The sequence below is a fragment of the Acidovorax sp. Leaf191 genome (assembly GCF_001424425.1).
Classification (GTDB): domain Bacteria; phylum Pseudomonadota; class Gammaproteobacteria; order Burkholderiales; family Burkholderiaceae_C; genus Acidovorax.
This window is the reverse complement of the sequence record NZ_LMPT01000018.1, coordinates 91012-104271: the sequence shown is the minus strand read 5'-3', so window position 1 is coordinate 104271 and position 13260 is coordinate 91012. Positions and strand designations below refer to the sequence as shown.

General features: G+C 69.4%; 13 protein-coding genes. 7 read left to right on the top strand and 6 right to left on the bottom strand.

Annotation, left to right across the window (positions count from 1 at the left end):
* Window positions 1-30: 30 nt before the first annotated feature.
* From ASG27_RS12185 to ASG27_RS12160, 6 genes are read left to right on the top strand one after another with little or no spacing between them, the layout of a single operon-like run.
* Window positions 31-1344 carry an ABC transporter substrate-binding protein gene (locus ASG27_RS12185; RefSeq protein WP_056417350.1) on the top strand — a complete coding sequence of 438 codons (1314 nt, stop codon included), beginning with the start codon at window positions 31-33 and terminating at the stop codon, window positions 1342-1344.
* A gap of 12 nt (window positions 1345-1356) precedes the next feature.
* Window positions 1357-2082, top strand: a complete 726-nt coding sequence (locus ASG27_RS12180) for an ABC transporter ATP-binding protein (RefSeq protein ID WP_082485967.1) — start codon at window positions 1357-1359, stop codon at window positions 2080-2082.
* Window positions 2069-2767 carry an ABC transporter ATP-binding protein gene (locus ASG27_RS12175; protein WP_056417344.1) on the top strand — a complete coding sequence of 233 codons (699 nt, stop codon included), beginning with the start codon at window positions 2069-2071 and terminating at the stop codon, window positions 2765-2767. The genes ASG27_RS12180 and ASG27_RS12175 overlap by 14 nt, the downstream gene beginning before the upstream one ends.
* A gap of 6 nt (window positions 2768-2773) precedes the next feature.
* Complete coding sequence (locus tag ASG27_RS12170; RefSeq protein WP_056417341.1) at window positions 2774-3640, top strand: branched-chain amino acid ABC transporter permease; 867 nt, start codon at window positions 2774-2776, stop codon at window positions 3638-3640.
* A complete protein-coding gene (locus ASG27_RS12165) occupies window positions 3637-4581 on the top strand; it encodes a branched-chain amino acid ABC transporter permease (protein ID WP_056417337.1) in 945 nt (314 codons plus the stop codon). Before ASG27_RS12170 ends, ASG27_RS12165 begins: the two co-directional genes overlap by 4 nt.
* Entirely contained in the window at window positions 4578-5717 is a 1140-nt protein-coding gene (locus ASG27_RS12160; RefSeq protein WP_156370711.1) for an ABC transporter substrate-binding protein, read from the top strand. Before ASG27_RS12165 ends, ASG27_RS12160 begins: the two co-directional genes overlap by 4 nt.
* Window positions 5718-5787: 70 nt before the next feature.
* Here ASG27_RS12160 and ASG27_RS12155 read toward each other — a convergent pair whose 3' ends face one another.
* From ASG27_RS12155 to ASG27_RS12135, 5 genes are read right to left on the bottom strand one after another with little or no spacing between them, the layout of a single operon-like run.
* Window positions 5788-7176 (bottom strand): transaminase, encoded by a 1389-nt coding sequence (locus ASG27_RS12155; RefSeq protein WP_056417330.1) that lies wholly within the window; start codon window positions 7174-7176, stop codon window positions 5788-5790.
* Between the two features lie 32 nt (window positions 7177-7208).
* Window positions 7209-7880 (bottom strand): HAD-IA family hydrolase, encoded by a 672-nt coding sequence (locus ASG27_RS12150; RefSeq protein WP_056417327.1) that lies wholly within the window; start codon window positions 7878-7880, stop codon window positions 7209-7211.
* Entirely contained in the window at window positions 7877-9163 is a 1287-nt protein-coding gene (locus ASG27_RS12145; protein ID WP_082485966.1) for a Tm-1-like ATP-binding domain-containing protein, read from the bottom strand. The genes ASG27_RS12150 and ASG27_RS12145 overlap by 4 nt, the downstream gene beginning before the upstream one ends.
* Window positions 9160-10527: an aminotransferase class III-fold pyridoxal phosphate-dependent enzyme gene (locus ASG27_RS12140; RefSeq protein ID WP_056417323.1), complete on the bottom strand. Its 1368-nt coding sequence runs from the start codon at window positions 10525-10527 to the stop codon at window positions 9160-9162. Before ASG27_RS12140 ends, ASG27_RS12145 begins: the two co-directional genes overlap by 4 nt.
* An 18-nt stretch (window positions 10528-10545) precedes the next feature.
* A complete protein-coding gene (locus ASG27_RS12135) occupies window positions 10546-12006 on the bottom strand; it encodes an NAD-dependent succinate-semialdehyde dehydrogenase (RefSeq protein ID WP_056417320.1) in 1461 nt (486 codons plus the stop codon).
* Window positions 12007-12393: 387 nt separating this feature from the next.
* Between ASG27_RS12135 and ASG27_RS12130 the strand changes: the two genes are divergently transcribed.
* A complete protein-coding gene (locus tag ASG27_RS12130; RefSeq protein ID WP_056417317.1) occupies window positions 12394-12849 on the top strand; it encodes an IPTL-CTERM sorting domain-containing protein in 456 nt (151 codons plus the stop codon).
* Between the two features lie 45 nt (window positions 12850-12894).
* Here ASG27_RS12130 and ASG27_RS12125 read toward each other — a convergent pair whose 3' ends face one another.
* The gene (locus tag ASG27_RS12125; protein ID WP_056417314.1) at window positions 12895-13131 is read right to left on the bottom strand and encodes a hypothetical protein; all 237 of its coding nucleotides are present in this window, start codon (window positions 13129-13131) and stop codon (window positions 12895-12897) included.
* Between the last annotated feature and the right edge of the window lie 129 nt (window positions 13132-13260).

Below are 13260 nucleotides of genomic sequence, written 5' to 3'. Positions count from 1 at the left end.
CCTCGTCATCCTCACTTCTGGAGTCTCCCCATGACCAAGCCACTACCTCCCGCAGCAGCCGCGCTGCCCCAGGCACCACGCCGCCGGTTCCTGCGGAACTCTCTGGCGCTGACGGCTGCCAGCAGCGTGGCGGGCTTTGCCTTCGCGCAGCCCAGGACCCTGCGCATCGGCTACATCACCGCCCTGTCCGGCCCGCGTGCGCCGTTCGGCGTGGCCGACCAGTGGCACCTGGCCAAGCTGCGCGAGCGCCTCAAGAACGGCATCGACATCGGTGGCCAGCAGGTGCCCGTGGAGATCCTGCTGCGCGACAACCAGTCCGATGCCAACCGGTCGGTGCAGGTGGCCAGCGAGCTCGTGCTGCGCGAAAAGGTCGACCTGATGCTGGTGCAGGACGGCGATGCGTCCACCCCTGCCGGGCAACTGTGCGACGTGCACGGCATCCCCATGGTCAGCACCATGTCGCCCTGGCAGGCCTTCCTGTTTGCCCGCAACGGCAAGGTCAGCAAGGGGTTTCCGTTCTCGTTCCACTTCTTCTGGGGCGCCGACGACGTGGTCAAGACCTTCGTGTCGCTGTGGGACAGCGCCAAGACCAACCGCACCGTGGGCACGCTGTACATCGACAACCCGCCGGGCGCGGCCTTCGCCGACCCGCTGATGGGCATGCCGCCGGTGCTGAGCAAGACCGGCTACCGCGAGTCGAACGGGGGCTTCTTCAAGGTCGCGACGGACGACTTCAGCAACCAGATCGCGGGCTTCAAGAAAGCCGATGCGAACATCGTCTCGGGCTTCATGTACGAGAGCCACTTCGCCACGTTCTGGAAGCAGGCGCAGCAGCAGGGCTTCAAGCCGCAGGCCTGCACCGTGGCGGGGGCCTTCCTGTTCCCCAGCGCGCTCAAGGCCCTGGGTGCGGCGGGCAACGGCATGTCCACCGAGGTCTGGTGGTCGCCGAGCTTTCCGTACAAGTCCTCGCTCACCGGCCAGAGCGCCGCGGACTTCGCCGCCGAGTGGGAGAAGGACACCGGCAACCAGTGGACGCAGCCGCTGGGCTACGCCCACGCCCTGTGGGAGGTGGGCCTGCATGCCCTCAAGACGGCGGGCAACCCGTTCGACCGCAAGGCCGTGCGCGACGCCATCCAGAACACCACGCTGGACACGCTGGTGGGCATGGTGGACTTCAAGGGCAGCCCCATCAAGAGCGTGGCCAGGACCGCGCTCGCCGGCGGCCAGTGGCGCCGCACGGCGGCAGGCGCCAAGCACCCGTACGAGCTGGTGGTGGTGAACAACGCGCTCGCCCCTGCCGTGCCCCTGGGCGGGCGGCTGGAACTGCTCTCGCAAATCTCCTGAAGGGACATCTCCGTGACACTGCAAGTCAGAGGCCTGTGCAAGGCCTACGGCCGGGTTGTGGTGGCCGATGCGATCGATATCGATCTCTCGGTCGGCCAATGCCTGGGGGTGATCGGCCCGAACGGCGCCGGCAAGAGCTCCCTGTTCCATCTGCTCACCGGCACCGTGGGGGCGGACGCCGGCCGCATCGTGCTTGACGGCCACGCGCTGTCCGGCCTGCCTGCGCACCGGCGCGCGCGCCTGGGCGTGGCGCGGGCCTTTCAGGTGCCGCAGCCGTTCGGCAACCTCACCGTGTTCCAGAACGTGCTGGCCGCCGCCACGTTCGCGGCGGGGCTGCGCGGCGATGCGGCGGCGCACGCCGCCCATGCGGCCCTGCAGCGCTGCGGCCTGGCGTCTGCAGCGGCCAAAACCGCAGGGGCCCTGCCGCTGCTGGACCGCAAGCGGCTGGAGATGGCCAAGGCCGTGGCGGCACAGCCCAGGCTGCTGCTGCTGGACGAGGTGGCCGGCGGCCTGACCGAGCGCGAGGTGCACCAGATGGTGGACCTGGTCAACCAGCTCAAGGAAAGCTATGCCGTGATCTGGATCGAGCACATCGCCCAGGCCCTGCGGGCCGTGGCAGACCGCATCATGGTGCTGCACTTCGGCCGCAAGCTGCTGGAGGACCGCCCCGGCGCGGTCATGGACAGCGCCATCGTGCGCGAGATCTACATGGGAGTGCCCGCCAATGCCGCTGCTTGAGATCGACGCGGCCGACGTGTTCTACGGCGACTTCCAGGCGCTGTCGGGCATCACCCTGTCGCTGGAGGAAGGCCAGGTGCTGGCGCTCATCGGCGCCAACGGCGCAGGCAAGACCACCTTGCTGCGCGCCATCACGGGCCTGCATGCCGCCCGCGGGGGCAGCATCCGCTTCGACAACGCCGACGTGACGCACCACAGCGCCGAAGCGCTGGCGCGCATCGGCATCGCCATGGTGCCGGAAGGCCGGATGCTGTTCCCGTCGCTGTCGGTGCACGAGAACCTGCAGATGGGCACCCTCACCCGCCGCCCGGGGCGATGGACCCTGGATGCTGTGTACGACACCTTTCCGGTGCTCAAGGACCTGCGGCAGCGCAACGCCACCCAGCTGTCGGGCGGCCAGCAGCAGATGGTGGCCATCGGCCGGGCGCTGCTGTGCAATCCGCGCCTGCTGCTGTGCGACGAGCTCTCGCTCGGGCTCGCGCCGCTGGTCGTCGAGGACATCTACCGCACCTTTGCCCGCATCCGCGGCGAGGGGCTGTCTATCGTGCTGGTCGAGCAGGACGTGGCCCGCGCGTGCGCCGTGTCCGACCAGATGGCGTGCCTCCTCAAGGGCCAGGTCACGCTGCAGGGCGCAAGCGCTGCCGTCAGCAATGCACAGGTCACAGCGGCCTATTTCGGGGAATGAACAGACATGGAATGGATATCGACATTGATCAACGGCCTGCTGCTGGGCGGGCTGTATGCGCTGTTCGGGCTGGGGCTGGCACTGGTGTTCGGCGTGATGCGGGTGGTGAACCTGGCGCACGGCGAGTTCATCGTGCTCGGCGCCTACGCGGGCTTCTTTCTGGTGGGCTGGTTCAGCCAGGTGCCGGTGTGGGCGATGCTGCTGCCCGTGGTGGTGCTGGGCTATGTGTTCGGCTGGCTGCTGCAGGCGTGCGTGCTCAACCGGGCCGTGCGCACGGGCAACGTGCTCACGCCCATGGTGCTCACCTTCGGCCTGTCGGTGCTGCTGCGCAACGGCATGGTCGAGCTGTTCGGCGCGGACTCCCGCGCCGTGGATGCGGGGGGACTGGGCAGCGCCAGCCTGGACCTTTTCGGCATTTCCGTGGGCGTGTACCCGGTGCTGATGCTGGGGCTGGCGCTGGCCCTGTTCGCCACGCTGCAGTGGGTGCTGCGGCGCACCGAGTTCGGCCGCATCGTGCGCGCCACGGCGGACTTTCCTGACATGGTGCGCCTGATGGGCGTCAAGCCCGAGCAGGTGTTCTGCCAGGTGATGGGGCTGGCTGCGGCCTTTGCCATGGGCGCAGGCTACCTGCTCGCGCAGCGCACGCTGTTCACGCCGTTCTCGGGCGTGGAACGCATGCTCATCGCGTTCGAGGTCGTGATCATCGGCGGCATGGGCTCTTTCTGGGGCGCCATGGCGGGCGGCCTGGTGCTGGGCGTGGCCCAGCTGGTGGGCCAGCGCATCGACTCCAATGCCGGCTCGCTGTACGCGCACCTGCTGTTCCTGTGCACCCTCATCCTCAAGCCCACCGGCCTGGCAGGGGGTCGACCATGAAGCGGCCCGCCCTCACCGTGCTGGCCTGGCTGCTGCCCACCGCCGCGCTGGCGACCCTCGCGCCCCGCTGGCTGGATGCCGGCATGATGCGGCTGGCGAGCGAGGTGCTCCTGGCCCTGTGCATGGCGCAGATGTGGAACCTGCTGGCCGGCTATGGCGGCCTGCTGTCGCTGGGGCACCAGCTGTTCATCGGCATCGGCGCGTATGCGCTGTTCGATGTCACGCAACGCACGGGCCTGTCGCCCTACCTGCTGCTGCCAGCGACGGGTGTGCTGGGCGCGCTGGCGGCGATGGTGGTCGCTCCCGCGCTGTTTCGCCTGCGCGATGCGTACTTTTCCATCGGCATCTGGGTGGTGGCGGAGATCGTCACGCTGGTGGTCTCCAAGACGGCGTGGCTGGGCGGCAATGCGGGCCTGACGCTGGACATGTCCACGCTGGACGACGTGGAGCTGTTCGCCCGGGTGAGCTTCTGGCTGGCCTGCACGCTCGGCGCCGGCTCCATCGCCGGCCTGTACCTGCTGATGCAGTCCCGGCTGGGCCTGGCCGTGACGGCGGTGCGGGACAACGAGGTGGCAGCGCGCAGCGTGGGCATCGACGTGCAGCGCGTGCGGCTGGTCACCTTCGTGATCTCCGGCGCGGTCTGCGCGCTGGCGGGCGCGGTGTATTTCATGGGCGGCATGTTCCTGGTGCCTGGCTCCGCGTTCGACATCAACTGGGTCGTGATGATGCTGTTTGCCACCATGATCGGCGGCATCGGCACGATCGCGGGGCCGGTGGTGGGCGTGCTGGTGTGGTTTGCCCTGCGGGAGGTGCTGGCCGTGTCCCTCGGAATCTCCGGCGGCTGGTACCTCATCGCGATGGGCTGCGTGGCCATGGCCGTGAGCCTGTTCGCGCCGCGCGGGCTGTGGGGCCTGTGGCCCCGGCGGGTGGCCGCGCCATGAGAGGTTCCGTCGCCGCCGCAAGCCTGGCACTGTGTGCCGGCACCTGCGCACAGGCGGCCGACAAGCCGCCCATCGTGGTGGGCGCCGTGAGCAGCCTGAGCGGCCCCGGCGCGTCGTCCGCCAGCGTGCAGGCGGCCCGCGCCTATTTCGACACGGTGAATGCCGCCGGCGGCATCCAGGGGCGCCGCATCGACTACACCGTGGTCGACGACCAGATGCGTCCGGACGTTGCCCGCCAGGGCGCGGCGGCGCTGATCGACGATGTGCGCGTGGTCGCGCTGGCCGGTGGTTCGAGCGTTCTGGAGTGCGGGGTGAACCACGCACGCTATGCCCAGGCCCGGCTGTTCAACCTGCCCGGAGCGGGTGTGGACCCCGCCTGCTTTGCGTCGTCGCACATCGCGCCCATGAATGCCGGCCCCTACGTATCCACCGCCAACGCCCTGACCTTTGTGCACCAGGTGCTGCAGCGCGCCAGGATCTGCGTGGTGTCTCCGGCCCTGCCCGGCATGACAGACGCCTTCACGCAGGCCGTGAACGACTGGTCCCGCCGCATGAAGGCAGCCACGCCGTCGCTGGATGTGTACCGACTGGAAGACGCTTTGCCAGCGGTGGTGCAGCGCGTGGCCGCGCGCCAATGCCAGGCGGTGGTCTACACCGGCCCCGAAGGCCCGTCGCTCGCATGGATGCGCGAGAGCCACCCCGCGCTCGCCGGCATCCCCGTGGTGCTGCTCACCGCCTCCTACACGTCCCACACCGCACGGTGGCTGAGCGACCTGGCCACGACCGAAGCCATCTACGCCATGGCCGAGTTCGACCCCTGGTCCAGCAGCTCCATGCAGACCACCGACTGGCGCCGGCTGCTGGTCGCCAGCCAGATCGAGCCCAGTTCGCTGTCGCAGGGCGGCTACATCGCTGCACGTGCCCTGGTGCAGGTGATGAGGGGCATGGAAGTCCCCATCACCCGGGCCTCAGTCGCCGAGACGCTGGAGCGCACGACGCTGTGGAGCGGGGGCATGATGGCCCATCCGCTGCGCGTGGCGGCCGATGGAAGGCATGCGCTCAACCGCAGCGCATTGCCGATGCGGCTCATCGATGGCAAATGGCGCGTGGCCCACCACGGATGGATCACGGACTGACCGGATTCGGGGCGATGCCGGCGCTGCGGTGGGGTCCGCCCACCGCAAGGTCGTCGTCCCGGCATGGCCACTAGGCCAGCAGATCACGCACGAGGGCGTCGAAAGCACGGTTGTGCTGGTCCACGTCCTGCGCTTGCGTTCCGGGGCAGCAGAGCATCATGTTGTGGAACGGGGTGATGAGCACACCGCGGTTCATCAGGTACAGGTGCAGCAGTGCTTCCAGCTCGCCGTGGCGGTGCTGTTTGACGTCGCTCGCATTGCGCGGCTCGTCGGGCGCGAACATGGTTTCCACGCGCGCGCCGACCCGAGTGGCATGCCACGGCAGGCGGTGGCGTGCGATGGCGTCGGCCACGCCCTGGTGCAAGCGGGCGCTGAGCACCAGCATCCGCTCGAACGCCCCATCGGTCAGCACCTCGCTCAGCACGGCCCGCATCACCGCCACGGTCAGGGCATTGCCCGCCAGCGTGCCGCCCATGCCGGCATGGGCGCTCTGGCGCACGGTGGGGTGCACGGGCGGCAGCACCTGCCACACCCGTTCGGCCATGGCCTGCGACAGGCCGAACGCCGCGGCCGGAATACCGCCCGCGATGGCCTTGCCCAGCACGAACATGTCGGGCGTGAGCCCCATGGTGCGCGTCGCGCCGCCCGGTCCGCTGGAGATGGTGTGGGTCTCGTCGATGATGAGCACCGTGCCCGTCTCGCGGGTGAGGCGGCGCAGTTCGGCATGAAAGCCCGGTTGCGGCGCGATCATGCCGTAGTTGGTCATGGCCGGCTCGGCCAGCACGCAGGCCACATCGCCCTGGCGCAGCGCGGCTTCCAGCGCCGCCACATCGTTGAACTCCACCACCGCCGACAGGTCCTGGTGCGGGAAGAAGTTGTGGTGCAGCCCGTTGCGCATGTGCAGCGCCCCTTCGCGCAGCTCCACATGCGCTTCCTCCACGTTGCCGTGGTAGGCGCCGGAAAAGATCAGCACGCGGGGGCGGTGGGTGATCATGCGCGCCAGGCGGATGCAGGCCCGGTTGGCGTCGGTGGCGGATGTGGTGAGGTTCCAGTAGGGCAGGCCGAAGCGGCGCTGCAGCTCTTCGCCCACCCATTCGGCATCGCCGTTGGGCAGCATCAGCGACGTGCCCACCCGGGCCTGCCGGGCCATGGCCTCGACCACCGCCGGATGGCCGTGGCCGCACATGCCGCCGGTGTCGCCCAGGCAGAAGTCCACATACTCGTTGCCGTCGACGTCCGCAAAGCGCACGCCGTAGGGGCGCGGCGTGCCGTCGATGTACACCGGCCAGCCGCCGATCCAGCGGCGCATCCAGTGGGAGGGGGCACCGTAGAGCCAGCTGCCCTTGCCCTGGGCGTACAGCGCCCCCGAGCGGACATGGGTGGCCGCGTAGTCTGACTGTTCGGCGCGCATCAGTTCGGCAATGCGGGCGCAGGAAACGCCTGAAACGGTAGAGGTCATGGTCTGGAAAGAAGTGATGGGAGGGCGGCGGCTCAGGCCGCCAGCAAGGCCGGCCGGGCCACGCCCAGCAAGTCCAGCGCATGCCCGAACGACGCCGCCGGGTGCAGCACATCGAAATGCACCGCCTGCAGCCCGGCACGCAGGCCGCCCTGGATGTTGCGCAGCTGGTCGTCCACGAAGACACACGCTTGGGCAGGGATGCCCAGCGCATCGGTCACCGCTGCGTAGGCGCGCGGATCGGGCTTGAGGACCCCGGTGTAGGTGGCGTCCACGATCACTTCGAACGCCTGCAGCAGGGGCAGCCTGCGGCGAAACTCGGCGCCGTAGAACAGGTCGAGCTCATTGGAGAGGATGGCAAGCCGCTTGCCGGCCGCGTGCGCAGCCTCTATCGCAGCCAGGGCTTCGGGGCGGATCACCGCCCGCACGTCGGCCCCGCGGGCCCGCTGCACCAAGGTTTCCATGCTGCGCCAGTCTTCACCCACCAGGCGCCCCACTTCGCGGGTGCGGGCCATCCAGTAGTCGCGCTCGCTGATGCGGTCGGCCTGCATGTCCTGCCACAGCGGGTCGCTGGCGGGATCGAAGGGGCCGCGCCAGGTGAGCGTACCGGCGGGCAGGCCCAGCGCGGCTTCCGTGAGGGGGTGCGTCTCGAACAGCATGCGGCTGATCACGCCGCCGAAGTCGAGCACCAGGGCAGAGGCCGTCATGCCGCCACCTCCTGCGCACCCTTGGCAGCAACCCCGGGCGCGACCAGCCCGTCGCGCACCCAGCCGTCGAGCACGCCGAGGGCAGCCCGCGCGAACGCTTCGTCGTTGATGTGCGCGTCCACGCGGTGCACCGTGGCAGACGGCGGCGCGGCCATGCCGATCTCGTCCATGAAGGCCGCCAGCCCTTGCGGGTCGTGCATGGCACCGCCCGGGCGGTCCCACTCCTCGATGCCCCGCGTGGGCAGCAAAAGACAGACCGGTCCCCGGGACTGCGCCAGGCGCTCGCCCACCGTGCGGGCCACGCTGCGCCGCAGCGCGTGCCCCGCGCCCACCGACGCCAGCAGGCGGTTGTGGTCGTGCACCGGCTGCTGTGCGAACCCAGCGGGGCAGCCAGCCCAGGCCGCGAAGTCCACCATGTCCGTCGCGCCCGGGGCGACGATCTGCGGCACGCCTGCGCTGCCCGCACCGAGCAGGCGGTCACCGCCCGCACTCACGCAACTGCCCGCCAGGTGGTTGACCACCTCCTGCAGGCTGAAGTCCATCACGCAGGCGAAATAGCCGCGCCGCGCAAGGTCCTCGAAGGCGCGGCCGCCCATGCCCGTGGTGTGGAACACCGCCAGCTCGTAGCCGCGCGCCTCCAGCGCGGGCTTGAGCAGCTTCATGTAGCTCAGCGCACTGGAGCCCAGCGATGTCATGCCCACGACCGGCCGGGCGTCGGCCTGCACGGTGCGTGCCCGGCAGGCCCCCACGACCGCGCCAGCCGCCTGGCCCAGGGCCGCCTTGCACAGGCGATTGAGGCCGTACAACCCGCCCGCCCACAGCTGCATGATGAGGTCGGGCGGTATCCGCTCGGGCGGTATCAGCGGCGAATACGCAATGGTCGAGAGGACCAGCTTGGGGCAGCCCAGCGGCAGTGCGTTGGCCACATCCAGCGCCAGGTCGGTACCCATGGTGCCGCCCAGGATGAGCACTCCGTCGAAGCGGCCTTCGATGTGCCAGTGGGCCGCCAGCAGCGCCGCGCCGCGCGCCATCAGCTGCATGGACGTGTTCTCGTCGCCACTGTCCATCACCTGGCGCAGGCTCACGCCGGCAGCCGCTGCCACGTCGGTGTTCAGGACGTCGGGCTTGACACCGCCGCGGCCCAGCACGCCGACATCCATCACCAGGGCGGTGCCGCCGCAGTGCCCGACCGATTCGCGCAGGAACGCGATCTCCTCGCTCTTGGTGTCCACCGTGCCGATCAGCAGGATGACCGGCGGGCGGCCTGCGGGCGGGCGCGTCACGCCGATGCCTCCACCGCAGCGAAGGCGGCCTCGAGCGCGCTGCACAGGTGGTCCACCTCCTCCAGCGTGATCACCAGCGGCGGCGACAGGATGAGGTTGGGGCCCGAGATGCGCACCATCAGGCCGCGCCGGTAGGCCTCCCGTGCCACGCGCGCGGGGATGTCGCTGCTGCGCGGCATGGGCGTGCGCAGTGCCTTGTCCTGGACCATCTCGATGCCCAGCATCAGCCCCACGCCGCGCACGTTGCCGACGAAGCTGCAGGTGTGCTCCAGCTGGCGCAGGCGCTCCTGCATCACGGCGCCTACCCGGCCCGCGTTGCCGGGCACATCCAGCACCTCGATCTGGTCGAGCGTGGCCAGCGCGGCCGCAGCGGCCACGGGATGGGCGCTGTAGGTGTAGCCGTGGCTCACCGCGGCCTGGCCCGTGGTGTCCTCATCGAACACCTGCGCCACCTTGCCCGAGATCGCGGTCGCGCCCAGCGGCACGTAGCCCGAGCTGATGCCCTTAGCCAGGCACCACAGGTCGGCGTTGACGCCCCACAGCCGCGTACCGAACAGATGGCCGGTGCGGCCGAAGCCGGTGACCACCTCGTCGGCGATGAGCAGCACGCCGTACTTGTCGCAGATCTTGCGCACGGCCGGCCAGTAGTTGGCAGGCGGCACGATCACACCGCCGGCGCCCTGCACCGGCTCGGCGATGAACGCGGCCACCGTGTCGGGCCCCTGGAAGACGATCTCGCGCTCCAGCAGCTCGGCGCAGATCTCGCCCAGTGCCACCGGGTCGTCGGTGTACGGGTTGCGGTAGAGCCAGGGTGTGTCGATGTGAAAGCACCCCGGCAGCAGCGGCTCGTAGGCGCGGCGAAAGTTGGTGTTGCCGTTCACGCTCATGCCGCCGAAGTGCACGCCGTGGTAGCCCTGGCGCAGGCTGATGAACTTGTAGCGGTCGGCCTGGCCACGCAGCTTGTGGTACTGCCGCGCGATCTTGAGCGCGCCCTCGACCGCGTCGGAGCCCCCGTTGGAGAACAGCACGGCAGAGACCCCTTCGGGCTGCATCAACCGGACCAGCCGCTGCGACAGCTCGATGGCGCGCGGATGCGTGGTGCCGCGGAACACGTTGTAGAACGGCAGTTCATCGAGCTGGGCGACGATGGCGTCCCGCACGGGTCGGGCGCTGTGGCCCAGGTTGCTGCTCCACAGGCCGCCCACGCCGTCGAGCATCCGGTGGCCATCCACATCCCAGATCCAGCAGCCTTCGCCACGCGCAACGATGTCCGGTGGGGTTTTCTTCATGGCGGCGGGATGGGCCATGGGGTGCCACAGGTAGTGGCCGCTGTCTGCCTTGAGCTGTTCGATGGTGCGCGTCATGGTGAAGAATGTCCTGGTTCAAAAAGGCGTGCCGACGGTGATGGTCTTGACGTCCGTGTAGTGCAGGAGCCCCTCGGGCCCCATCTCCTGGCCGAGGCCGCTTTCCTTGTGGCCGCCGAAAGGCAGCTCGGGCTGCGACACCCCAAAATGGTTGATGCCGACCATGCCGGCCTCGATGCCCTCGCCCAGCCGGTGCGCGGTGTGCAGGTCGCGGGTGAAGGCGTAGGCGCCCAGCGCGTAGGGCAGTGCATTGGCTTGTTCAATGGCGCTGTCCAGGCTGTCATAAGGCTGGATCACGGCCATGGGGCCGAAGGGCTCCTGCTGCATCAGGCGGCACTGCGCGGGCGCATCGGCGAACACCGTGGGCTGGAAGAAGAAGCCGGGGCGGTTGACCCGGTGGCCACCGGCCAGCAGGCGCGCACCCTGCGCCACCGCGTCGTCCACGAACCGCTCCATGTCCTGCACCCTGCGCGCATGGGTCAACGGCCCCATCTGCGTGGCGGCATCCACGCCCTGCCCCAGGCGCAACGCCCGCGCGGCAGCACTGAAGCGCTCGGCGAACGTGCCCAGGTGGCCGCGGGGCACATAAAAGCGGATGGGCGATGCGCACACCTGGCCGGCATTGCGGAACTTGGCCGCCACCGATTGCCGGAGCACGAAGTCCAGCGCGTCGCCGTCGCACATGTCGTCGCAGACGATGACCGGAGCATGCCCGCCCAGCTCGCCGGTGAAGCGCTTGACATGGGCTGCCGCCTGGGCGCCCAGCAACTTGCCCACGGCCACCGACCCGGTGACGGACACCTTGGCGATTTCAGGGCGCTCGATCAGGAACGAGGACACCTCGCCCGGATCGCCGCACACCAGGTTGATCGCATCCGCCGGCACGCCGGCATCGAGGAAACAACGCACCAGCAGCATGCAACTGCCCGGCGTTTCCTCGGCCGGCTTGATCACCACGCTGCAGCCCGCCGCCAGGGCGCTGGCGAGCTTGCGGCTGGGCAGGTTGACCGGAAAGTTCCAGGCGGTGAAGGCCGCCACCGGCCCCACGGGCACGCGGGCCACGGTGTGCGACAAGATGCCCTCCACGCGGGGCGGCACCGTCCGGCCATACAGGCGCTTGGCCTCTTCCGCCTGGAAGTCGATGATGTCCGCCGACAGCGACACCTCGCGCCGCGCCTCGGCCAGCGGCTTGCCCTGCTCCAGCGTGAGCACGGTGGCCACCAGGTCCAGGCGCTCCCGCAGCAGCGCGGCCGCACGCCGCAGTGCTGCGTAGCGCTCGTGCGCCCGCGCCTGGCGCCAGCTGCGGTAGCCGCGCAGCGCGGACTCGGCGGCTGCCGCGAGCTCCTGCGGTCCGGCCAGCGGTAGCCGCCCCAGCTCCATGCCGCTGGCGGGGTTGACGACGGGGCGCGTGCCGCCGCCGGTGTGGGTGGTCCAGTGGCCCGCCACATGCAGGGCGAGCGCAGGGTAGGAAGTCGTCATGGCATCCAGACATCGAGAGGGCCGGGTGTTGCGGCGTGGGGTGATGGCTGGACGATAGGTGCGAAGACACACGGGGCGTGATCAGTTTTCTGCACAAATGCGGGATGGTTCGGCTCGCGTCCCCCGGGGCGCAGCAAAGCCAAAGATCCGCTTATGGCTCCGATAACGAGGCCTGTATTGGTGGATGGGGCCGGCCCCCTGAAGATGGCCCCTTCGCCCTTCTCGTCACGGCATGGCCAACGCGCGCCGTCTGGAAAGCCTGAAAACCCGCGCCGTTGTGGACGATGCGCCGGCCTTTCGGGCGCGAGGGGGTCAATGCATCAGCTTTGGGAGCCAATCGATATGCGGGCAGGACGGCGGTGGATAGTAGTTGGGCGAAACGCGGTCATGGCCTCGCTGCTGTGCATGGCCACCGTGGGCTGGTCGGCCACGATTGCTGCGACGGTAACGCGTTCGGGCACGGACTGGACATTGACCTGGACAGGCATCAGCTGCAACTTTGTCGACTTCTTCAATGCGACCACGCCGCCGGTCAGTTGGTCGTTGACGGTCAACGGGGTGACGGCTGCAGCACCGCTGGCCAACAGCAATTTCATCGGCGGTCCGCCGGACGCCGGTACGGTCGATCTGACCGCGCCCAATGGGGTGGTGACGCGAGGCACCATCGACGGCCTCACGTCCTTCACCTGCGGTACCGACACCCTGACCCTGCCCGGCCATCTGGCAGCGCCGGGGGCTGCCGCGATTCCCACGCTGTCGGAATGGGCCTTGATCGTGATGGGAGCCCTGATGGGCGTGGCGGTGCTTGCCCAGGTCAAGGCAAAAAGCCGCGCCAACGGCTGAGGTGCTCACGGCGGCTGCGGGGACAGCGCCAGCGCCGCGACCGGTTCAACGCTGCTTGTCGTCCGTCTCACCCAGGACTTTTTGACCGGCGCGCGAGGACGGCTTGGGGTCAGGATGCTGCTCTATGGCTCCGACCCGGTGGCCAGAGGCGGTGACCTGGTCGGCAGGGCCGACCCCCGGCTGCTCGCCACCGGGACGATTGGCATAGACATCGTCGGTCGTCCCGTCGGTATCCTTGAGGCCATATTGGTTGTAGTCGGGCGATGGGGTTTTTGCAGTCATGGGTATCTCCGTGTGCGGCCCGCGAAAAGCACGGCCAGCTTATACCCTCAGTCTTCAAGCGCACGCAGATCGGGGCTGTGGGGCGATGCGTGCCTGCGGTGTAGGACCACGGCCAGCGCTGGCACTGCA